Genomic DNA, 20173 nt, shown 5'->3' on the forward strand with positions numbered 1-20173 from the left:
GCGGCCGCGGTGCCGGCGCCGTCTTGGACCGGGGGTGCAGGATGGGATGCAGAGCGATCCCTACTCGGAGGAGTCGAAGTGCTGTTCGTCGGCCTCGCGGTCCTGTTGAGCCTCGCGGTCTCGGCAGGCGTGGCCCTCTACGTGGCCTATCCGCATCGTGGCGAGAAGATGCCCGTGGTCCCCTGGCTGGGTGACGCGATGGGCCGCGCCATCGACGCGGCGCCCGTCCTCGAGGACGACGAGAGGGACCTGCAGCGCCTGCGGTGAGCGTCGCCGTCCACGACGGCCGGTGGCGGCAGACGCCCGACGACGCACCCGTTTCGGCCCACGCCGGGCGGCGTGATGGGATGAGCGCATGCAGGAGTGGCTCTACCTCGTCATCGGGATCGCCGTCGTCGGCGTCCTCGCGATCGCCGGCTTCGTCGGGACCCGGACCCGGCGCGGGTCGCGCACGCCCGACCCGACCACCGACGTCGTCGCGCCGCCGGCCCGGACCCAGCCGCCCACCGTCGACGACGTCGCGGCCGAGGCCCCCGCGGTCGACGCCCCGGCTGCCGAGGCTCCTGACCTCGACGTCGACGTCGCCGGGCCGGCCGCGCCGGCCCTGGAGGCCCCGGAGAAGCCGGCCTCGCGGCTGGTGCGCCTCCGGCAGCGGCTGGCCGGGTCCAACGCGCTGGGGCGGGGCCTGCTCGGACTGCTCAGTCGCGAGAAGCTCGACGAGGACACCTGGGAGGCCATCGAGGACCTGCTCCTCGCCGCCGACATCGGCGTCGCGCCGACCCAGGAGCTCGTGGAGCGGCTGCGCACCAGGCTGCGGGTCGAGGGCGGCCAGGCCGCCGACGTCCGCACCGTGCTCCGCGAGGAGCTGATCAACCTCGTCGACCCGACCATGGACCGTGCGCTCAAGGTGAGCGGCGAGGGCGACGCACCGGGAGTCGTGCTGGTCGTCGGCGTCAACGGCACCGGCAAGACCACCTCGGTCGGCAAGCTGGCCCGGATCCTGGTCGCCGACGAGCGCACCGCGCTGCTGGCCGCGGCCGACACCTTCCGCGCCGCCGCCACCGAGCAGCTCGCGACCTGGGGCGAGCGGGTCGGCGTCGAAGTCGTCCGCGGCCCCGAGGGTGGCGACCCCGCCAGCGTCGCCTTCGACGCGGTCAAGGAGGGCGTCGACCGTGGGGTCGACACCGTCGTGGTCGACACCGCCGGGCGACTGCAGAACAAGCAGGGCCTGATGGACGAGCTCGGCAAGGTCAAGCGGGTCATCGAGAAGCAGGCACCGGTCACCGAGGTGCTGCTCGTTCTCGACGCCACCACCGGCCAGAACGGCCTGATCCAAGCCAAGGTCTTCTCCGAGGTCGTCGACGTCACCGGCATCGTGCTGACCAAGCTCGACGGCTCCGCCAAGGGCGGCATCGTGATCGCGGTGCAGCGCCAGCTCGGCGTACCGGTCAAGCTGGTCGGCCTGGGCGAGGGCCCCGACGACCTGGCGCCGTTCGACGCGGCCGCGTTCGTCGACGCGCTCCTCGGCTGACCACGTCCCACCCGGCATCCGGGTCGGGCTCCGGGCCGAACGGCGACCCGGATGCCGGGTACGACGCCCGGCTCGGGCCCGGGAGGCCCGGGACGGCCGTCACCGGACCGTAACCGCCGTGCGGCACCCGTTACCGGCCCGAAACATCCGGTCACGTGAGCCGAAACCTCGGCAGCCGAATCTTCGGGCATGGAAAACGGCTACTACACCTGGATGCTGGTGTCGGCCTCGCTCGTCCTGTTGATGACCGCCCCTGGCCTGGCGCTCTTCTACGGCGGCATGAGCCGGACCAAGTCGGTGCTCAACATGATGATGATGTCCTTCAGCGCCCTGGGCGTGGTGGGCATCGTGTACGCCCTGTGGGGCTGGTCGATGTCGTACAGCACGACCTTCGCCACCGCCGACGGCGCGACGGGCAAGGAGATCGGCAAGCTCTTCTCCAACCCGTTCACGCAGTTCGGGCTCGAGAGCACGGATCCCGCCAACTACGTCTTCGTCGCCTTCCAGCTGACCTTCGCGGTGATCACCGCCGCGCTGATCAGCGGCGCCGTCGCGGACCGGATGAGGTTCTCCGCGTGGTTGGTGTTCCTGCCGATCTGGGTCACGCTCTCGTACTTCCCGCTCGCGCACATGGTGTGGGGCGGCGGCTTCCTCAGCGGCGTCGAGAACGGCCTGGCCGACCTGCTCTTCTCCGGTGACGGTGGCGCCGCGGTGGCGCCGATCGACTACGCCGGCGGCACGGTGGTCCACATCAACGCCGGCGTCGCGGGCCTGGTGCTGGCCCTGCTCGTCGGACGCCGGCTCGGCTTCGGCAAGGAGCCGATGAAGCCGCACAACCTGACCCTGACCATGATCGGCGCGGGCCTGCTGTGGTTCGGTTGGTTCGGCTTCAACGTCGGCTCGATCGTCAACCTCGACGACTACACCACCGAGACCGGCCTGGTGTGGCTCAACACCACGCTGGCCACCTGCGCGGCGATGATGGGCTGGCTGCTCGTGGAGAAGCTCCGCGACGGCCACGCGACCTCCCTCGGCGCGGCCTCCGGCGTCGTCGCCGGCCTGGTCGCCGTCACCCCCGCCTGCGGCAACCTGGTGCCGTGGAGCGCGATCGTGCTCGGTCTCGTCGCCGGCGGCGTCTGCGCCCTGGCCGTGGGCCTGAAGTACCGGTTCGGCTTCGACGACTCGCTCGACGTGGTGGGCGTCCATCTCGTCGGTGGCCTGGTCGGCACCGTCGGCGTCGGCTTCCTCGCCTCCAACGAGGGCGGCCTGCTCACCGGCGGCGGGGCGAAGCAGCTCGTCGTCCAGATCGCCGTCGCGGTGTTCGCGATGATCTGGTCGGGCATCGCGACCCTGGTGGTGGCCCTGATCGTCAAGGCGGTCGTGGGGCTGCGGCTCCCGGAGGAGGACGAGGTCGACGGGATCGACTTCGCCGAGCACGGCGAGGCGGCCTACGATCTCACCACCGGTGGCGGCGCCGCCCGTCGTACCTCGCTCCTGAGCACGTCCACCCCTTCGGAGGTAAGCGCATGAAGCTGGTCACCGCGGTCATCAAGCCGCACAAGTGGGAGGACGTCCGGGAGGCGCTCGAGGCGTTCGGTGTCACCGGCATGACGGTCAGCGAGGTCAGCGGCTACGGCCGGCAGAAGGGCCACACCGAGGTCTATCGGGGCGCGGAGTACGACATCGCGCTGGTCCCCAAGATCCGCATCGAGATCGTCGTCGACGGCGCCGACGCCGCCGACATCGTCGGGATCATCACCAAGACGGCCCACACCGGCCGGATCGGGGACGGCAAGGTCTGGGTCAGCCCGGTCGAGTCGGTGGTCCGCGTGCGGACCGGCGACACGGACGCGGCCGCGCTCTGAGTGTGGGCCGCGCACCAACCGAATTCGTTCCCGGATCGGTCAGATGACGACGAATTCGGTAGGTGCGCGGCACGCAGACCCACCCCGCACCCCGGGGCCGGGCGGGCATGACCGCGGCTGACCGCGCCCGGCGGACGGAGGAGGCCGACACCCTCTGCCGCAGCGCGTACGGCGCCGCGGCCGGTCCCGACTCCGGGGTGGCGCTGGTGGCGGTCGGCGGCTACGGGCGGGGCGAGCTGGCGCCGTACTCCGACCTCGACGTGGTCCTGGTGGCCGACGAGGGCGTCGACGAGGAGTGCTGGACCGCGCTGGCCGAGCAGGTCTGGTATCCGCTGTGGGACTCGGGCGCCAAGCTCGACCACGCCGTGCGGACCCTGCCGGAGATGCTGACGGCCGCGGAGGGCGACGTCCGGGTGGCGTCGGGTCTGCTCGACGTGCGCCACGTCGCCGGCGACCACAGCGTCGCACTGCGGCTGCGGACGACCGCGCTCACCCACTGGCGACGGCAGGCCCGGCTGCGGCTGCCCGAGCTGCGGGAGCTGGTCCGCGGCCGGCACCGGACGGTCGGGGAGCTGGCCCACCTCTCGCTGCCGGACCTCAAGGAGTCCGAGGGCGGCCTGCGCGACGCGACCGTGCTCAAGAGCCTCACCGCGACCTGGCTGGTCGACGTGCCCGCGGCCGACCTGGAGCGCTGCCGCCAGCAGCTCCTCGACGTGCGCGACCTGCTGCACGCGGCCGCCGGACGGGCGAGCGACCGGATCGCGCCGGAGCACTGGGCGCCGCTCGCCGCCGGGCTCGGGCTGCCGGACGAGGCGTCGGCGCAGCGGTACGTGCGCGAGCTGGGGCGGCGGGTCACGCACCTGTCGCGGCTGGCGTGGCGCCGGACCGACGACGCACTGCGGCGGACCTCCGCGGCGCGGCCCCGACGCCCCGAGCTGCAGCGGGTCGCCCCAGGCGTCGCGCTGTCCCGCGGTGAGGTCGTCCTCGACCGCGGCGCGCGGCCGGCCCAGGACCCGACCCTCCTGCTCCGCGCCGCCGCCGAGGCCGCGGAGCGGGACGTCGTGCTCGCCCCGCCGACGGCGGCGCGGCTGGTCCGGGAGTGTCCGGCGCTGCCCGAGCCGTGGCCCGAGGAGGCCCGCCGGCAGCTGGTCCGGCTGCTCGCCGCCGGGCCCGGTCTGCTGCCGGTCTGGGAGACGCTCGACGAGACCGGGGCCCTCGACCGGTTCCTGCCCGAGTGGGAGCGGATCCGGCTACTGCCGCATGCCTCGGCGATCCACCGGTTCACCGTCGACCGGCACGTCGTGGAGACCTGCGTCGAGGCGTCGGCGCTGATCCGCGACGTGGCGCGCCCCGACGTCCTGGTCGTCGCGGCGCTGTTGCACGACATCGGCAAGGGGGAGCTGACCGAGCACAGCGTCGCCGGCGAGCCGATCGCCCGCGCCATCGCCACGCGGATGGGGTTCGCGCCCGAGGAGGCGGACCTGGTCGCGCTCCTGGTGCGCCGGCACCTGCTCCTCGCCGACATCGCCACCACCCGCGACCCCGACGACCCCGCCACGATCGACGCCCTCCTCGAGCACGTCGACAGCCCGGATGCGCTGGCGCTGCTGACCGCGCTGGCGGAGGCCGACGCGAAGGCGGCCTCGCCCAAGGCCTGGACGTCGTGGCGTGCCGGGCTGGTGCTCGACCTGGCGCGCCGGGCGCGGACCGCGCTGCAGCGGGGCAGCGTGCCACCGGCCTTCCGGGTGGAGGAGATCCCGATCCCCGCCGCCGTCGCCGACGGTGACGTCTCCATCGCCGTCGAGCCGGTCGCGGACGGCTCCAGGGTCACCATCGTGGCGCCGGACCGGGTCGGCCTGCTCGCCGACGTCGCCGCGGTGTTCGCGCTGCGCCGGCTCGGGGTGCGCGCGGCCCGGCTGTGGTCCCAGGGGGAGCACGCCGTGTCGGTGTGGGACCTGGCCGAGGGCGGCCTCGACGCGGGCGCGCTGCGCGACCAGCTGGACGCGGTCGCTGCGCGGCGGGTCGACCCGGCCGCTCGGCTCCGCCCGCGGCATGCGCCCGGAGAGCTGGATCCGGCGGTCGTCGTACGGCCGGAGGCGAGCGATCATGCGACGGTCATCGAGGTCCGCGCGGCGGACCGGCTCGGCGTCGTGTACGTCGTGAGCGCGGCGCTCGCGGCCCTCGACATGACGGTCCGCTCGGCCCACATCTCCACGCTGGGGCCGCAGGCGGTGGACGTGTTCTACGTGCAGGAGGCCGCGGCCGGGGCGCTCTCGGACATGCGCGCGGCGCAGGCCGCCCACGCCGTCCGGAGGGCGGTCAGGGGGTCTTCCGCACCCTGACCACGCCGCGGTCGAGGTCGACACGGACCGGCCGGTCGTCGTCGTCCGGGCTCGGCATCACGGTGCCCTGGTCGTCGTGGGACCGCAGATCGCGGTCGGCCCGGGCCCGCGCGGGGTCGAAGACGTCGATGAAGCTGCCGAGGCCGTCGGCCACGCCGCCGCCGGCCGGAGCGCCTCTGCGCAGGGTGCGGTGGCCGGCGAGGACGACGAGCACCAGGAGGGCGAGCCCTGCGCCGGTGAACACCGCGACCGTCGTCATCCGGTCAGCATAGGCGGGTCAGCAGCACCGGGACCGCGGGTTGTGCTCCCTCAGGTCCGCACGGTGCCGCTCCCAGGCCCGCCGCGAGACGGGCTCGGTGCCGTCGCGGGCACAGCCCTCGACGTAGTCGTCCCAGCGGGCCTCGCCGGTCGCCTCGCGGACGTACCAGCGGATCGCGCGCCAGGCACGGACCAGCGCTCTCATCGCCGGCCCCCGCTCCCCGTCAGGCGGGACTCCTCCCAGGCGCGTACGGCGGCCTTCTCCTCCGCAGTCGCGAAGAAGTCGGCCGGCGCGACGATCTGGGAGGGAACGGCGGGCACCTCGGTCGTCGGCAGGCCGCCGGCTCGGAGGGCGCGGACCCACACCACGGCGGCGTTGGCGACCACGACGACGACCAGGACGGCGAAGGTGAGCTGCAGGACGCCGTTGGTGGTGGAGTTCGTGATCACCTGGTCCATCTGGCCCGCGTCCTTGGCGGGGGCCAGCAGCTCGCCGGCGTCGCGGGCGTCGCGGTAGCGGTCGGCCTGCGCGAAGTAGCCGATGGCGGGGTTGTCGGAGAAGACCTTCTGCCAGCTCGCGGTCATCGTCGCGACCAGGTCCCACACGAGCGGCACCAGCGGGACCCACACCCAGCGGGCCTTGCCGTGCTTGAGCATCAGCGTCACGCACACGCACAGGGCGATGGCGGCGAGGAGCTGGTTGGAGATGCCGAACAGCGGGAACAGCTGATTGATCCCGCCGAGGGGGTCGGTCACGCCGACGTAGAGCATGTAGCCCCAGGCCGCGACCACCAGCGCGCTGGCCGACCAGGCGGCCGGGCGCCAGGAGGTGTCGGCGTACCGCGGCCAGAGGTTGCCGATGGTGTCCTGCAGCATGAACCGGCCGACCCGGGTGCCGGCGTCGACGGCGGTGAGGATGAACAGCGCCTCGAACATGATCGCGAAGTGGTACCAGAACGCCGCCAGGCCGCCGCCGAACGCGTCGGTGAAGATCTGCGAGATCCCGACCGCCAGGGTCGGGGCGCCGCCGGTGCGGGAGACCAAGGTCGGCTCCTGGACGGCGGCCGCGGCCTGGGTGAGCGTGTCGGGGGAGAGGGTGAACCCGAGCGTGCCGACGAACTCCGCGGCGGCGCCCGGGGTGCCGCCCGTCGCGCCCGCCGGGCTGTTCATCGCGAAGTAGAGGCCCTGGTCGATCACGCAGGCCGCGATCAGCGCGCTGATGGCGACGAAGGACTCCATCAGCATGCCGCCGTAGCCGATCATCCGGACCTGGCTCTCCTTGGCGATCATCTTGGGCGTCGTGCCCGACGAGATGAGCGCATGGAAGCCGGAGAGCGCGCCGCAGGCGATCGTGATGAACACGAAGGGGAACAGCTTGCCCGCGAACACCGGGCCGTCGCCGTCCATCGCGAAGCTGGTGACGTCGTCGTTGGCCAGCACGGGGCGGGCCAGGACCAGGCCGACCGCGAGCAGGACGATCACGCCGACCTTCATGAACGTCGACAGGTAGTCGCGCGGCGTCAGCAGCATCCAGACCGGCAGCACCGAGGCGACGAAGCCGTAGCCGATGAGGCAGATCGTGAGCGTCTCGTGGGAGAGGGTGAGCGTGTCGCCCAGGCCGGTGTCGTCGATCCAGCCGCCGACGATGATCGCCGCGAGCAGCAGGGCCACGCCGATCGCGGTGGTCTCCGCGACCCGGCCGGGCCGCAGGTAGCGCAGGTAGAACCCCATGAACAGCGCGATCGGGATGGTCAGGCCGATCGAGAACACGCCCCACGGCGACTCGGCGAGCGCGTTGACCACCACCAGCGCCAGCACCGCCAGGATGATGATCATGATGGCGAAGACCGCGATCAGGGCGGCGATGCCGCCGACCGTGCCGATCTCCTCGCGCACCATCTGGCCCAGGCTCTTGCCGTCGCGGCGCATCGAGAAGAAGAGGACCATCATGTCCTGCACGGCGCCCGCCAGGATGACGCCGACGATGATCCAGATCGTGCCCGGCAGGTAGCCCATCTGGGCCGCCAGCACCGGTCCGACCAGGGGACCGGCCCCCGCGATCGCGGCGAAGTGGTGCCCGAACAGCACCCGCCGGTCCGTGACGTCGAAGTCCTGGCCGTTCTCCAGCCGCTCGGCAGGCGTGGCCCGGGTGTCGTCGACCTCGAGCACCCGGTCGGCGATGAACCGGGCGTAGAACCGGTACGCGATCGCGTACGACGCCAGCGCCGCGAACAGGATCCACAGGGCCGAGACCTCCTCCCCACGGGAGAGGGCGAGCACCGTCCAGCAGACCGCGCCGACGACGGCGATGCCGCCCCAGATCGCGATGGCGGCGGGGGTCGGCCGGCGGCGCGGCCCGTCCGGTCGTCGTACGGGTGTCGTGGTCGCCATGGGATGCCTCCTTGCCCCGGCGGGGTGCCCCCGATGGCACTCCCGACCTCCGCGCGGCGTGCCGGGCACCCGCGCAGTACCCTCGGACCTCCGCCGCAGACGTCGGGCATCGGAGCACTGACGGCTACGATCGGTGTTCGAGACCCTCCACTTTCTACCGACGACTCCGACGAGGACGCAACGCTCTTGTTCGCCACACTTTCCGACCGCCTCGCCGCGACCTTCAAGAACCTGCGCGGCAAGGGCCGGCTCTCCGAGGCCGACATCGACGCGACCGCCCGTGAGATCCGGATCGCCCTGCTCGAGGCCGACGTCGCCCTGCCGGTCGTCAAGGAGTTCGTCGCCGCCGTCAAGGAGCGTGCCCGCGGCGAGGAGGTCAGCCAGGCGCTGAACCCCGCCCAGCAGGTCGTCAAGATCGTCAACGACGAGCTCGTCGAGATCCTCGGCGGCGAGACCCGCCGGCTGCGCTACGCCAAGTCGGGCCCGACCGTCATCATGCTCGCGGGCCTGCAGGGCGCCGGCAAGACCACGCTGGCCGCCAAGCTCGCGCTCTGGTTCAAGGACCAGGGCAAGGCGCCCATGCTCGTCGCCTGCGACCTGCAGCGGCCCAACGCGGTCCAGCAGCTCCAGGTCAACGGCGAGAAGGTCGGCGTCCCGGTCTACGCCCCCGAGCCGGGCAACGGCGTCGGCGACCCGGTCTCCGTCGCGAAGGCCTCCGTCGAGGAGGCCAAGCGCAAGCTGCACGACGTCGTCATCGTCGACACCGCGGGCCGTCTCGGCGTCGACGCCGAGATGATGGCGCAGGCGGCGGGGATCCGGGACGCCGTGCGGCCGGACGAGGTGCTCTTCGTCGTCGACGCGATGATCGGCCAGGACGCGCTCGTCACCGCGCAGGCCTTCCTCGACGGCGTCGGGTACGACGGCGTCGTCCTCACCAAGCTCGACGGCGACGCCCGCGGCGGCGCCGCGCTGTCGATCCGTCAGGTCACCGGCAAGCCGGTCATGTTCGCCTCCTCCGGCGAGAAGATGACCGACTTCGACGTCTTCCACCCCGACCGGATGGCCTCGCGCATCCTCGACATGGGCGACGTCCTCACCCTGATCGAGCAGGCCGAGAAGGCCTTCGACCAGGAGGAGGCCCTCAAGGCCGCCGAGAAGCTCACCGGGGGTGACTTCACCCTCGACGACTTCCTGTCGCAGATGCAGCAGCTGAAGAAGCTCGGCTCGATGCAGAAGATCCTCGGCATGCTGCCCGGCATGGGCCAGATCCGCGAGCAGCTCGAGAACTTCGACGACCGCGAGATCGACCGGGTCGAGGCGGTCATCCGCTCGATGACCCCCGCCGAGCGGGCCAACCCGAAGCTCATCGACGGCTCCCGCCGCGCCCGCATCGCCAAGGGCTCGGGCCGCACCGTCTCCGACGTCAACCAGCTCGTCGACCGCTTCTTCGAGGCGCGCAAGATGATGATGCAGATGGCCCGCGGCGGCGGCATGCCGGGGATGCCGGGCATGCCCGGGATGCCTGGCATGGGCGGGCCCGGCGGCGGCAAGCGGGTCAGCGCCAAGCAGAAGGCGAAGCAGGCCAAGGGCAAGGGCGCCCGCCGCTCCGGCAACCCGGCCAAGGCGGCCCAGGAGGCGAAGGCGGCCAAGGAGAAGGCCGCCGAGGCGAAGCCGAACCCGTTCGGCATCGGCCAGGACATCGACTACGAGGCGGCCGCCGAGAACTTGCAGCTGCCCAAGGACTTCTCCAAGTTCCTGAAGTAGTCAACTGGACTTGCCGCTCTTGCGGTTTGGGACCAATCCGCGACATTTCAGGGTCCGGAGGTGCGGTCTCTGCCCAATCGGCGGGGAGCGGATCCCAGGGGGTGGGATGAGTTCGATTCTCATCGTCGATGGAGCCAATGTCGTCGGTGCTCGCCCGGACGGCTGGTGGAAGGACCGGGCCGGGGCCGCCGCACGTCTCCACGAGCAGCTGCTCGTCGCCGACGTGGAGTTCGACGTCGTGGTCCTGGTGCTCGAGGGCCAGGCGAAGGGCGGCGTCCGGGCCGGCCGGGACGCGCACGTGCGCACCGTGCACGCCCCGAAGGACGGCGACGCCACGATCGTCGCCGAGGCCCGCAAGGCCGCCGAGCGGGGCGGCCGGGTCGTCGTGGTGACGGCGGACCGGGCCCTCGACGCCCGGGTGCACGGGGTCGGTGCCACCACGCTCTCGCCGACCTGGCTGATCTCCCACCTCTGACCTCGTTGGGGGGCACCGGAGCCCCGGGGCGCGTTGATAGCGTCGCCCGGGTGAGCGCGCTGAGGTTCTCCGGTCCGGTCCTGCCCGACGGCGAGGTGCGGGAGGTGTACGTCGTCGACGGACGGATCACCTACGACCGGCCGGCGGGCGCCGAGAGTGCCGGTGAGGGCTGGATCGTGCCCGGCCTGGTCGACGCCCACAACCACCTCGGCCTCGAGGACGGGGGAGCGGTCGACGACGCCGAGATCGAGCGGACCGCGATCGCCGACCGCGACAACGGTGTCCTCCTCACCCGCGACTGCGGCTCCCCGGCCGACACCCGCTGGGTCCACGAGCGCGAGGACCTGCCCCGGCTGATCCGCTGCGGGCGGCACGTGGCGCGCACCAAGCGCTACCTCCGCAACTACGCCCAGGAGGTCGAGCCCGACGGGCTGGCCGAGGCGGTCGCCGAGCAGGCCGTCGACGGTGACGGCTGGGTCAAGCTCGTCGGCGACTGGATCTCCCGCGACGACGGCGACCTCGCCCCGTCCTTCCCGGCCGACGCGGTCGCCGCAGCGATCCAGGTCGCCCACGCGCAGGGGGCCAAGGTCACCGCCCACTGCTTCGGCGCCGACTCCCTCTCCCCGCTCCTCGAGGCCGGCATCGACTGCATCGAGCACGGCACCGGCCTGACCGCCGCGCATCTGGACCGGATGGTGGCGGGCGGCGTCGCGCTGGTGCCGACGGTGCTGCAGACCGGCAAGTTCCCCGGCTTCGCCGAGGCCGGGCGCGACAAGTTCCCGGCGTACAGCGCGACCATGGAGTCCCTCTACGCCACCCGCCGCGAGGTCCTGATGAACGCGTACGACGCCGGCGTGGCGCTCTACGTCGGCAGTGACGGCGGCGGCTCGTCGCGCCACGGCGTCCTCCACGAGGAGATCCTGGCGATGGCCGCAATGGGCCTCCCCAACGAGTACGTGCTCGGTGCCGCGTCCTGGCGGGGCCGGGCCTGGCTCGGCTGGAATCCCGGACTCGACGAGGGCGACCCGGCCGACTTCGTCGTCTACCCGCGCAACCCGGTCGAGGACCTGTCCGTGCTCGCCGAGCCGTCCCGGGTGGTGCTGCGCGGCAGGGTCGTCGCCTGACGCTCGCGGCGCCGCACGATCCACGCGACCGCACACCCGAGCGCGACGCAGCCGAGCGTCCCGGCGACCAGCACGCCGATCAGCATCGCGAGGTGGTTCGGCACCGGTCGCGTCCCGACCGGCTCGTCCGAGGAGCAGGAGATGGTCAGCAGGCCGGATCCGGTGTCATAGACGTGCTCGAGCATCTCGATGTCCGATCCGGAGACCGACCAGGGTGGCCGACGGAACTCGATCGGCCCGTCGATGTCGCTCGCCGTGCAGCCGACGGAGTATCCGCTGTTGTCGGCGTCGCTCACGTAGATGCCGTAGGTCCGGTCGGCGGGCAGGTGGAGCTGGCGGGGCGTCTCGTCGAGCGGGTGGCCGCCTGCCCGGCTGTCGGAGAGGTAGCCGACGCCCGGCACCGCGAGCGCCAGGACCGCGAGCAGGCCGAGGACCAGGCACGACCAACCCCAGCGGGAGCCGGTGAGGGACCGTGACATCGCAGCATCGTCGCAGGTCGCCGGCGCCGCCACCCGGGTTCTCGGATCCACCCGTTCGAGCCACCTGTCGCGCCGCCGAGGGGAGGCATCCTGATTTATGCCCGGCCGCCCCGGCGTGGCAGACTGTCCGACTGAGTTCTGCGACGTCCGGTCCCTCTCAACCGGAGGTGGCAGAACCCGTCCGAGTCCGGGCCCCGGTGTTCCCCACCTGGCGGTCCCTGGCTCACCCACCACCAGTTCTCAAGGAGACACCACAAACGTGGCCGTCAAGATTCGTCTGAAGCGCCTGGGCAAGGTCCGGGTTCCGCAGTACCGCATCGTCATCGTCGACTCGCGCAAGAAGCGCGACGGCGCGGTGATCGAGGAGATCGGCAAGTACCACCCCAAGGAGGACCCGTCGTACATCGACGTCGTCTCCGAGCGGGCGCAGTACTGGCTCGGCGTCGGCGCGCAGCCCTCCGAGGCCGTCGCCCGCATCCTCGAGATCACCGGCGACTGGCAGAAGTTCAAGGGCATCGACGGCGCCGAGGGCACCCTCAAGGTCAAGGAGCCCAAGCGCGACAAGCTCGAGATCTTCAACGAGGCCCTCAAGGAGGCCGCCAACGAGCCCAAGGCCTCGGCGACCACCGCGAAGAAGAAGGCCGACAAGAAGGCCGACAAGGTCGAGGAGGCTCCGGCCGAGGCCGCCGCCGAGGAGACCCCGGCCGAGGCGACCGCCGAGACCCCGGCCGACGAGGCTCCGGCTGCCGAGACCGGCGAGGCCTGAGCCGATGCTGGCCGACGCGCTGGAGCACCTCGTCCGCGGAGTGGTCGACCACCCCGACGACGTGGTCGTGCGCGACAAGCAGCTGCGCCGCGGCTCCGTGCTCGAGGTCCGGGTCCACCCCGACGACCTCGGCAAGGTGATCGGCCGGAGCGGTCGCACGGCGACGGCCTTCCGCACCGTGATCTCCGCGATCGCCGGCAACAGCAGCACCCGGATCGACTTCGTCGACACCGACCGCCGCTGATCTGGTCCGGGCCGAGCCCGGGCTGAGCACATCACGAACGGGCGTCTCCCTCCGGGGAGGCGCCCGTTCGGCTTTCCCCCGGCGCTGGCCCTAACCTCGGGGGCGTGGAGAGCATCGAGGTCGTCGTCGGCCGGATCGGCAAGCCGCACGGCATCCGCGGCGAGGTGACCGTCGACGTGCGCACCGACGAGCCCGAGCGCCGCTACGCCGACGGCGCGGTCCTCCGGGCCGAGGCACCCCGCGGCTCGGCGTTCGCCGCGCGCACCCTGACGGTGAGCCGCACCCGCTGGCACCAGGGCGTGCTGCTGGCGAGCTTCGCCGAGCTGCCGGACCGCACGGCCGCCGAGTCGGCGCGCGGCGTGGTGCTGCGGGCCGTCGTACCCGCGGACGAGACGCCGGAGGACCCCGACGAGTTCTACGACCACCAGCTGGTCGGTCTCGCGGCGTACGACCTCGACGGCAGCCACCTCGGCGAGATCGTCGGCCTCACCCACGGGGCCCAGGACCTGCTCCGGATCCGGACCCTCGACCGGCGCGAGGCGCTGGTGCCGTTCGTGAGCGCCCTGGTGCCCGAGGTCGACGTCGCCGGCGGTCGGGTGGTCGTCGCCGACCGTCCCGGCCTGGTCAGCCCGTTCCCGGACGAGGACGGGGACGGGGACCGGTCGGGGGGTGAGGAGTGAGACTCGACTACGTCTCGATCTTCCCCGACTTCTTCGCGCCGCTCGAGCTCTCGCTGCCCGGCAAGGCTGCCGACAAGGGCCTGCTCGCCTTCGGGGTCCACGACCTGCGCGGCTGGACCCATGACCGGCACCACACCGTCGACGACAGCCCGTACGGCGGCGGCGCCGGCATGGTGCTGAGGCCCGAGCCGTGGGGCGAGGCCTTCGACGAGCTGCTCACGCCGGCGACCACGGTCGTCTTCACCACCCCGTCGGGGGAGCCGTTCGACCAGCGGCTCGCCGAGGAGCTCGCCACCCGCGAGCACCTCGTGTTCGCCTGCGGTCGCTACGAGGGCATCGACCAGCGCGTCATCGACCACGCCCGCGAGGTCGCCGAGGTCCGCGAGATCAGCCTCGGCGACTACGTCCTCAACGGGGGCGAGGTGGCCGCGCTCGCCATCACCGAGGCCGTCGTCCGCCTCCTGCCCGGGTTCATGGGCAACGCGGCGTCGCTGGTGGAGGAGTCGCACGCCGAGGGCGGGCTGCTGGAGTACCCCGTCTACACCAAGCCCCCCGCGTGGCGCGGGCACGAGGTCCCCGCCGTGCTGCGCTCCGGCGACCACGGCAAGGTCGCCGCCTGGCGCCGCGAGCAGGCGGTACGCCGGACCGCGGAGCGTCGTCCCGATCTCCTCGCGCCGTCCGTGCTGGACGACGGGACGCCGATCGTCCGCGCGACCCTCGGCGACGCCGGTGAGCTGCTGACCCTCCAGCGGGCCTGCTGGGTCCAGGAGGCGCTGGCCAACGACCTGCTCGACATCCCCGCCCTGCACGAGTCGCTCGACGACGTGCGCACCTGGCTGGGGGAGTGGGACACCTACGTCGTCCGGCGGGCCGGCCGCCTCGTCGCGGCGGTCCGCGGGCGGGTCGAGCACGGTGCTCACGGCGACGTCTGGGACATCGGGCGGATCATGGTCGCGCCCGACCTGCAGGGCAGCGGCCTGGGCCGGGTGCTGCTGGAGCACATCCAGGCGGTCGCGCCGGCCGGCGTCGCGTCGTACGTCCTGTTCACGGGGGCGGCCAGTGCTCGCAACCAGCGGATGTACAAGAAGGCCGGGTTCCGGCTGCGCCGGGACCTCCCGGCCCCGCCGGGTGCGGTCGTGCTGACCAAGCGTCGCTGATTTCCGGGGCCGTCCTCCGGTGTGGGAGGATCGCTGGTCGGTGCGCGGACGCTTCTGCCACAGGGGAACCGTCGACCGCACACCTCTCACCACCACCCCACCACGACCGCGGCTGACCTGTGTGCACTCGCGAGGAGAACCATGAGCAACCCCAGCCCCGCCCTGGTCACCGACCTGGGCAACGCCGCCAAGCGCGACGACGTCCCGGACTTCCGCGCCGGTGACACCGTCAAGGTCCACGTCAAGGTCATCGAGGGCAGCCGCTCCCGTGTCCAGGTCTTCCAGGGCGTCGTGATCCGCGTCCACGGTTCCGGCGTCGGCCGCACCTTCACCGTCCGCAAGGTCTCCTTCGGCGTCGGTGTCGAGCGGACCTTCCCGCTGCACTCGCCGATCTTCGAGTCGATCGAGGTCGTGACCCGTGGTGACGTCCGCCGGGCGAAGCTCTACTACCTGCGCAACCTGCGCGGCAAGGCCGCCAAGATCAAGGAGCGCCGCGAGGCCTGAGCCTCCGCACGCCCGCTTCCACGAAGGCCCGACCGTCGAGGTCGGGCCTTCGTGCGTCTCGGCTGGGGTGCACTCCTAGACTCGTACCTCGTGACGACCGACGACACCGCACCGGACTCCGCCGCCGAGGTCCCCGACCCCGAGGCGACCGATCGGGCGGCCTCCCGGTCCGCTTCGCCCAAGCGCAAGCACCTGCCGGTGTGGCAGGAGAGCATCCTGCTGCTCGCGGTCGCGCTGGGCCTGGCGATCGTCATCAAGGCGGTCTTCATGCAGGCCTTCTACATCCCGTCGGAGTCGATGGAGCCCGGTCTGGTCAAGAACGACCGGATCCTCGTCCAGAAGGTCTCCTACTGGTTCGGCCGGAGCCCGCAGCGCGGTGACGTCGTCGTCTTCAAGGACCCCGGGGAGTGGCTGGGGGCGGCGGACAGCCAGGGCCCGACCGGCTTCGCGAGCCTGTTGTCCAAGGTCGGCCTGTACCCGACCGGCGGCCACCTCGTGAAGCGGGTGATCGGCACCGAGGGCGACGTGGTCGAGTGTTGCGACGAGCAGGGCCGGATCAAGGTCAACGGCAAGGCGATCGACGAGTCCGACTACCTCAATGCCCGAGAGGGGGCCTCCTGCAACGCCGAGATCGGCGCGTGGCGTGGTCTCGGGGAGGATGACAAGAGGACCCCCTGCAGTTGGACGATCGGTCCGATCCCCAAGGGCAAGATGCTCGTCCTCGGCGACAATCGCGAGCACTCGGCCGACTCGCGCGCGCACCTGTGCGTTCCGGATGAGGACCCCTGCACCCAGAGCCCCTGGGTCGACTCCGACCTCGTCGTCGGCAAGGTCTTCACCCTGATCTGGCCCCGCGACCGGTGGCGCTGGATCAGTCGGCCCGAGGCGTTCGACGGAGTCCCCGACGACCCGCCGGCCGACCTGCTGAAGAAGGCCGAAGAGGTCGGCGCCGTCCCCGGGACGTAGTCGGAGGGAGACAGGGCATGTCCACGCTGCCCAGGGGAGCGACGGTACGCCGCGACGCGGGCATCTACGGTTACGAGCGGGCGCTGCGCCGGCACGGATTCGAGCCGGTCGCGGGCGTCGACGAGGCGGGCCGCGGCGCCTGCGCCGGCCCGCTCGTCGCGGGAGCGGCCGTCCTCCCGGCCGGCAAGGCGGGGATCGTGCCGGGCCTGGCCGACTCCAAGCTCCTCACCGCCGCGGCCCGCGAGCGCTGCTACGACCAGATCGTGCGGCGGGCGCTCGCGTGGTCGGTCGTGGTGATCCCGCACGACGAGTGCGACCGGCTCGGCATGCACGTCGCGAACGTCGAGGCGCTGCGCCGCGCCGTCGCGAAGCTCTCCCTGCCGCCGTCCTACGTCCTGACGGACGGCTTCCCGGTCGACGGTCTCGGCGTCCCCGGGCTGGCGGTGTGGAAGGGCGACCGGGTCGCGGCCTGCGTGGCCGCGGCCTCGGTGCTGGCGAAGGTCACCCGCGACCGGCTGATGCTCGACCTCGACGCGCAGTGGCCGGCGTACGACTTCAAGACGCACAAGGGCTACATCACCGCGACCCACACGGCCGCGCTGGAGGAGCACGGACCCTCGCCGATCCACCGGATGCGGTTCGTCAACGTGCGACGCGCGGCGGGACTGGAGCCGCTGCCAGGGGGAGAGGGCTAGAGTCGGCCCCGTGAGTGCCGAGGACCTCGAGAAGTACGAGACCGAGCAGGAGCTGAACCTCTACCGGGAGTACCGCGACGTCGTCGGCATCTTCAAGTACGTCGTCGAGACCGACCGCCGGTTCTACCTCTGCAACACGGTCGACGTGAAGGCCCGCTCCGAGGGCGGCGACGTCTTCTTCGAGGTGACCATCACCGACGCCTGGGTGTGGGACATGTACCGCCCGGCCCGCTTCGCCAAGAACGTCAAGGTGCTCACGTTCAAGGACGTCAACGTCGAGGAGCTCGCCACCTCCGACCTGGAGCTGCCGAAGTCCTGAGCGGGCCGCCCGGCTCACTCGCTCAGGTGCAGGCCGTCCGGCGGGCGCCGCCACTCGCGGTCGAGGCCGTTGGTGACCTTCAGGTGCGACTTGTCGCCGTTCATGTAGAGGCTGTCGACGATGATCGACCCGCTGGTGACGCCGTTGCCGGAGTTGCCGTTGGCGTAGAGCATCGAGCTGAGCGCGTAGATGCTGCCCGCGATGTTCGTCTCGCCGTTGCCCTGGACGTGGATCGGCTGCGTGTTGTTGCGGTCGTAGACGATCGCCAGGTCGTGGAATCCCTCGGCGCCCGCGGTCAGGGTGAGCTCGTTGCCGTTGCTGGCGTTGAACTGGCCGCCGAGCTCACCACCCTCCGCGCACGCCCGCGGTGCGGAGGGGGTCCCGCACACGGCGTACAGCGTGACGCCGGAGCCGCGGAAGACCGTGTTGTTGCCCATCGCCCACACGCCGGTGAGGACGTAGAGGCCGGGGGCGAGGACGCAGGTCTCCTTGTTCCCGAAGGAGCGGGGGCCGTACACGCCGGGACCGTCGGTGCACGGGTCGGTCCGCGGCTCGCCGGACGGCGGCGGGAGGACGAAGTCCTCGAGGGGGTCGCCCATCGGCTGCGAGACGGTCTCCGCCTTCGGCTCGTAGTTGCCCGTGGCGCTGTCCTCGACGGTGATCTGGTGGCCGATCGCCTCGACATGCCCGTTCGGCCCGGTCGACACGCTCCCGTTGAAGTGCACGCTGCTGGCGGTCACCGTCGCGTCGCCGTTGCCCAAGGTGTGCGGACCCTCGCCGAGGACGCACAGCGAGCACCGGAAGACGACGCCGGGGTCGAGCTCGGCGGTGGCCGACGCGGCGATCGTGATCTCGTCGACCCCGGCCAGGCCCGCGAAGGCCGTCGGCACCCGCCGGCTCGGCACCCGGACCCGGACCCGCGTCGGCCGTTCGGCATCGTCGAAGGACACGCACGGCGACGAGGAGGGGACCGGCAGCGCTCCCGGGTCGGTGCAGCCCGCCCACGCGGCCGCGTCGACGCCGAAGTTCCGCGCGGCGTACGACGTCGCGGCACTCACCGCCGCGGTGAAGTCGGGCTCGCCGTCCTCGGCGTAGAGCACGTTCGCGGCGGCCAGGGCGGACGCGTCCGCGGCGTTCTGGGCCTGGCCGCGCACGTCCCGGGCGAGACCCAGGTCGATCACGAAGGACGCCGCCACCAGCAGGACGACGGCGATCAGCGCCGTCAGCACCGCGACGGCGCCGCGCTCGTCCGTGGGTGGTCTCCGCCTCAATCGCACCATGACCAGCTCTGTCCGGTCGGTGCGGTGTCCGCGGTCCCGCTCCCTGCGGGCTTGGCGGAGTCGTCCTCGATCGACATCCGCAGGCTCGCGCGGACGTAGCCGTCGTTGGGGAGCGGCAGCATGCCGAAGTCGCTGCGGGAGCGGACCAGCACGCACACCTGCAGGGCGTTGCCCCGGGTCCAGCCGTCGGGCGCGGAGACGTTGACGTAGGTGTCGGCCGGCGCCGTGCCGAGCAGGGTCTCGGCGGTGCAGGCGATCGTGGACCAGTCGGTCGTCGTACGGCACGCGGAGGGGGTCTTGCCGACGACAGCCATGCGCGCGGTCTCCCGGACGCCCTGGTGGGCGTTGAGCGAGTCGTTGAAGTAGAGGCCGTACTGGAGGATGCCGAAGACGAGGACGACGAGCAGCGTGCCCACCAGCGCGAACTCGACCGCGGCCGCCCCGCGCTCCTCGCCCGGCCCGTCGCGGCGCGTCCCCCGTCGCCGATCCATCTCAGCCTCCCCGTGCCGGCCCGAGATCGAGCCAGGAATCCGCCTCGATTGTCGGCTGATTCGCGGCCCGTCGCGACGTCGTGAGCCGGTTACCCGGCAGTATCAGCGAGATTCGGCCGACCGCCACGGCAGCCTCTGGCGCCAGCGCACCATGGGGTGTGCTCCGAATTGAGGAGAGGGTGACGGGACATCGTCCCGAGTGTCCGGGATGCGTCCGTCGTGGTCAGGCGTAGTCAACCCGGACTACTCCCTCCGGACTACCCGCCCGGGCCGTCCGGGCACAATGATCCGGGAACTGCTGCCAGGGTGTGTCGTGCCCCACTAGTGTCAGGCCAACGCCGCTCGGGGGCGTCATGGGAGCGATTCCGGGGGAGGCCGGCCGATGAGGCGTCGTATGCCAGGTGGCTCGTCCTGCGATCGCGGGGCGGCGGCCGTCGAGTTCGCCCTGATCCTTCCCGTCCTCGCCGCGCTGGTCTTCGGCATCATCAACTACGGCGACATCCTCAGCGCCCGGCAGGCCGTGAGCCAGGCCGCGGCCGAGGGGGCGCGCGCCGGCGCGGTCTCCCAGCAGACGACCGAGGTCGCCAAGATCGCCGACGCCCGCGCGGCGGTCGACGCGGCGCTCCAGTCACAAGGCGTCTCCTGCAGCGGCTGCGACATCAAGATCGGCACCAGCTATCGCCCGCCCGGCAGCGATCCCGCCGCCCCGGCCAAGGAATGCGGGTCAGGGGCCGAGTGCGTCTGGGTGACGGTCGTCGTCGACCATGACGCGCTGGTCCCCGGGTTCACCTTCGGCTTCGGCGGCAAACTCCGGTACACGGCCAGCGCGCGGGTGAGCTGAG

General features: G+C 72.2%; 23 protein-coding genes and 1 pseudogene. 18 read left to right on the top strand and 6 right to left on the bottom strand.

Features of this window, described 5'->3' with window-relative positions; all coding sequences use genetic code 11:
• The first annotated feature begins 78 nt into the window (after nucleotides 1-78).
• The 5 genes from QJ852_09575 to QJ852_09595 all read left to right on the top strand — a co-directional run bounded on the left by QJ852_09575 (nucleotide 79) and on the right by QJ852_09595 (nucleotide 5738).
• The gene (locus tag QJ852_09575) at nucleotides 79-267 is read left to right on the top strand and encodes a hypothetical protein (protein WGX98681.1); all 189 of its coding nucleotides are present in this window, start codon (nucleotides 79-81) and stop codon (nucleotides 265-267) included.
• Nucleotides 268-355: 88 nt separating this feature from the next.
• Nucleotides 356-1531: a signal recognition particle-docking protein FtsY gene (gene ftsY / locus QJ852_09580; GenBank protein WGX98682.1), complete on the top strand. Its 1176-nt coding sequence runs from the start codon at nucleotides 356-358 to the stop codon at nucleotides 1529-1531.
• Between the two features lie 189 nt (nucleotides 1532-1720).
• Nucleotides 1721-3061, top strand: coding sequence for an ammonium transporter (locus QJ852_09585; GenBank protein ID WGX98683.1), 1341 nt, complete (start codon nucleotides 1721-1723; stop codon nucleotides 3059-3061).
• Nucleotides 3058-3396, top strand: coding sequence for a P-II family nitrogen regulator (locus tag QJ852_09590; GenBank protein ID WGX98684.1), 339 nt, complete (start codon nucleotides 3058-3060; stop codon nucleotides 3394-3396). The genes QJ852_09585 and QJ852_09590 overlap by 4 nt, the downstream gene beginning before the upstream one ends.
• 62 nt (nucleotides 3397-3458) lie before the next feature.
• On the top strand, nucleotides 3459-5738 hold the full coding sequence (locus QJ852_09595) for a [protein-PII] uridylyltransferase (GenBank protein WGX98685.1): 2280 nt from the start codon (nucleotides 3459-3461) through the stop codon (nucleotides 5736-5738).
• Here QJ852_09595 and QJ852_09600 read toward each other — a convergent pair.
• Genes QJ852_09600 through QJ852_09610 form a run of 3 tightly spaced genes read right to left on the bottom strand, consistent with a single transcriptional unit; the run spans nucleotide 5716 to nucleotide 8387 of the window.
• Nucleotides 5716-5997, bottom strand: coding sequence for a hypothetical protein (locus QJ852_09600; GenBank protein WGX98686.1), 282 nt, complete (start codon nucleotides 5995-5997; stop codon nucleotides 5716-5718). The genes QJ852_09595 and QJ852_09600 overlap by 23 nt on opposite strands.
• Before the next feature lie 18 nt (nucleotides 5998-6015).
• Complete coding sequence (locus QJ852_09605; protein WGX98687.1) at nucleotides 6016-6201, bottom strand: YbdD/YjiX family protein; 186 nt, start codon at nucleotides 6199-6201, stop codon at nucleotides 6016-6018.
• Nucleotides 6198-8387, bottom strand: a complete 2190-nt coding sequence (locus QJ852_09610; protein WGX98688.1) for a carbon starvation CstA family protein — start codon at nucleotides 8385-8387, stop codon at nucleotides 6198-6200. The genes QJ852_09605 and QJ852_09610 overlap by 4 nt, the downstream gene beginning before the upstream one ends.
• A 186-nt stretch (nucleotides 8388-8573) precedes the next feature.
• On the opposite strand from QJ852_09610, the gene ffh reads away from it, so the two are divergent.
• The 3 genes from ffh to QJ852_09625 all read left to right on the top strand — a co-directional run bounded on the left by ffh (nucleotide 8574) and on the right by QJ852_09625 (nucleotide 11750).
• Nucleotides 8574-10151: a signal recognition particle protein gene (ffh, locus tag QJ852_09615; protein WGX98689.1), complete on the top strand. Its 1578-nt coding sequence runs from the start codon at nucleotides 8574-8576 to the stop codon at nucleotides 10149-10151.
• Between the two features lie 106 nt (nucleotides 10152-10257).
• Nucleotides 10258-10626, top strand: coding sequence for an NYN domain-containing protein (locus QJ852_09620; protein WGX98690.1), 369 nt, complete (start codon nucleotides 10258-10260; stop codon nucleotides 10624-10626).
• Nucleotides 10627-10676: 50 nt separating this feature from the next.
• The gene (locus tag QJ852_09625) at nucleotides 10677-11750 is read left to right on the top strand and encodes an amidohydrolase family protein (GenBank protein WGX98691.1); all 1074 of its coding nucleotides are present in this window, start codon (nucleotides 10677-10679) and stop codon (nucleotides 11748-11750) included.
• Here QJ852_09625 and QJ852_09630 read toward each other — a convergent pair.
• Complete coding sequence (locus tag QJ852_09630) at nucleotides 11669-12229, bottom strand: hypothetical protein (GenBank protein ID WGX98692.1); 561 nt, start codon at nucleotides 12227-12229, stop codon at nucleotides 11669-11671. The two genes, QJ852_09625 and QJ852_09630, sit on opposite strands and share 82 nt — an antisense overlap.
• 259 nt (nucleotides 12230-12488) lie before the next feature.
• Here QJ852_09630 and rpsP point away from each other — a divergent pair, with 259 nt between their 5' ends.
• The 9 genes and pseudogenes from rpsP (at nucleotide 12489) to QJ852_09675 (ending at nucleotide 17560) form a co-directional block, all read left to right on the top strand.
• Nucleotides 12489-12995: a 30S ribosomal protein S16 gene (gene rpsP, locus QJ852_09635; protein ID WGX98693.1), complete on the top strand. Its 507-nt coding sequence runs from the start codon at nucleotides 12489-12491 to the stop codon at nucleotides 12993-12995.
• Between the two features lie 4 nt (nucleotides 12996-12999).
• Nucleotides 13000-13239 (top strand): RNA-binding protein, encoded by a 240-nt coding sequence (locus QJ852_09640; protein ID WGX98694.1) that lies wholly within the window; start codon nucleotides 13000-13002, stop codon nucleotides 13237-13239.
• 104 nt (nucleotides 13240-13343) lie between these two features.
• Nucleotides 13344-13919, top strand: a complete 576-nt coding sequence (gene rimM / locus QJ852_09645; protein WGX98695.1) for a ribosome maturation factor RimM — start codon at nucleotides 13344-13346, stop codon at nucleotides 13917-13919.
• A pseudogene (trmD, locus tag QJ852_09650) lies at nucleotides 13916-14587 on the top strand (tRNA (guanosine(37)-N1)-methyltransferase TrmD). Before rimM ends, trmD begins: the two are co-directional and overlap by 4 nt.
• 12 nt (nucleotides 14588-14599) lie before the next feature.
• Nucleotides 14600-15076, top strand: a complete 477-nt coding sequence (locus QJ852_09655; GenBank protein ID WGX99440.1) for a GNAT family N-acetyltransferase — start codon at nucleotides 14600-14602, stop codon at nucleotides 15074-15076.
• A gap of 141 nt (nucleotides 15077-15217) precedes the next feature.
• A complete protein-coding gene (gene rplS, locus QJ852_09660; GenBank protein WGX98696.1) occupies nucleotides 15218-15580 on the top strand; it encodes a 50S ribosomal protein L19 in 363 nt (120 codons plus the stop codon).
• A gap of 90 nt (nucleotides 15581-15670) precedes the next feature.
• Nucleotides 15671-16546, top strand: coding sequence for a signal peptidase I (gene lepB / locus QJ852_09665; GenBank protein WGX98697.1), 876 nt, complete (start codon nucleotides 15671-15673; stop codon nucleotides 16544-16546).
• Between the two features lie 17 nt (nucleotides 16547-16563).
• The gene (locus QJ852_09670) at nucleotides 16564-17241 is read left to right on the top strand and encodes a ribonuclease HII (GenBank protein WGX98698.1); all 678 of its coding nucleotides are present in this window, start codon (nucleotides 16564-16566) and stop codon (nucleotides 17239-17241) included.
• A 10-nt stretch (nucleotides 17242-17251) separates the two neighbouring features.
• Nucleotides 17252-17560 carry a DUF2469 domain-containing protein gene (locus QJ852_09675; GenBank protein WGX98699.1) on the top strand — a complete coding sequence of 103 codons (309 nt, stop codon included), beginning with the start codon at nucleotides 17252-17254 and terminating at the stop codon, nucleotides 17558-17560.
• A gap of 14 nt (nucleotides 17561-17574) precedes the next feature.
• Here the strand turns inward: QJ852_09675 and QJ852_09680 are convergent, their stop codons facing one another.
• Together QJ852_09680 and QJ852_09685 are read right to left on the bottom strand one after the other, a co-directional pair.
• Complete coding sequence (locus QJ852_09680) at nucleotides 17575-18840, bottom strand: pilus assembly protein TadG-related protein (GenBank protein WGX98700.1); 1266 nt, start codon at nucleotides 18838-18840, stop codon at nucleotides 17575-17577.
• Nucleotides 18828-19331, bottom strand: a complete 504-nt coding sequence (locus QJ852_09685) for a TadE/TadG family type IV pilus assembly protein (protein WGX98701.1) — start codon at nucleotides 19329-19331, stop codon at nucleotides 18828-18830. The genes QJ852_09680 and QJ852_09685 overlap by 13 nt, the downstream gene beginning before the upstream one ends.
• Before the next feature lie 382 nt (nucleotides 19332-19713).
• Here QJ852_09685 and QJ852_09690 point away from each other — a divergent pair, with 382 nt between their 5' ends.
• Nucleotides 19714-20172 (top strand): pilus assembly protein, encoded by a 459-nt coding sequence (locus QJ852_09690; GenBank protein WGX98702.1) that lies wholly within the window; start codon nucleotides 19714-19716, stop codon nucleotides 20170-20172.
• Nucleotide 20173: the final 1 nt, after the last annotated feature.

Source organism: Nocardioides sp. L-11A (assembly GCA_029961745.1).
GTDB lineage: Bacteria > Actinomycetota > Actinomycetes > Propionibacteriales > Nocardioidaceae > Nocardioides.

Excerpts from the sequence above, each read along its gene's own strand:
- QJ852_09670 (WGX98698.1), top strand. The coding sequence starts at position 16,564 with ATGTCCACGCTGCCCAGGGGAGCGACGGTACGCCGCGACGCGGGCATC.
- QJ852_09690 (WGX98702.1), top strand. The coding sequence starts at position 19,714 with ATGAGGCGTCGTATGCCAGGTGGCTCGTCCTGCGATCGCGGGGCGGCG.
- QJ852_09685 (WGX98701.1), bottom strand. The coding sequence starts at position 19,331 with ATGGATCGGCGACGGGGGACGCGCCGCGACGGGCCGGGCGAGGAGCGC.
- QJ852_09630 (WGX98692.1), bottom strand. The coding sequence starts at position 12,229 with ATGTCACGGTCCCTCACCGGCTCCCGCTGGGGTTGGTCGTGCCTGGTC.
- QJ852_09610 (WGX98688.1), bottom strand. The coding sequence starts at position 8,387 with ATGGCGACCACGACACCCGTACGACGACCGGACGGGCCGCGCCGCCGG.
- rplS (WGX98696.1), top strand. The coding sequence starts at position 15,218 with ATGAGCAACCCCAGCCCCGCCCTGGTCACCGACCTGGGCAACGCCGCC.
- ftsY (WGX98682.1), top strand. The coding sequence starts at position 356 with ATGCAGGAGTGGCTCTACCTCGTCATCGGGATCGCCGTCGTCGGCGTC.
- QJ852_09640 (WGX98694.1), top strand. The coding sequence starts at position 13,000 with ATGCTGGCCGACGCGCTGGAGCACCTCGTCCGCGGAGTGGTCGACCAC.
- QJ852_09600 (WGX98686.1), bottom strand. The coding sequence starts at position 5,997 with ATGACGACGGTCGCGGTGTTCACCGGCGCAGGGCTCGCCCTCCTGGTG.
- QJ852_09605 (WGX98687.1), bottom strand. The coding sequence starts at position 6,201 with ATGAGAGCGCTGGTCCGTGCCTGGCGCGCGATCCGCTGGTACGTCCGC.
- QJ852_09590 (WGX98684.1), top strand. The coding sequence starts at position 3,058 with ATGAAGCTGGTCACCGCGGTCATCAAGCCGCACAAGTGGGAGGACGTC.
- QJ852_09680 (WGX98700.1), bottom strand. The coding sequence starts at position 18,840 with ATGGTGCGATTGAGGCGGAGACCACCCACGGACGAGCGCGGCGCCGTC.
- QJ852_09620 (WGX98690.1), top strand. The coding sequence starts at position 10,258 with ATGAGTTCGATTCTCATCGTCGATGGAGCCAATGTCGTCGGTGCTCGC.
- QJ852_09585 (WGX98683.1), top strand. The coding sequence starts at position 1,721 with ATGGAAAACGGCTACTACACCTGGATGCTGGTGTCGGCCTCGCTCGTC.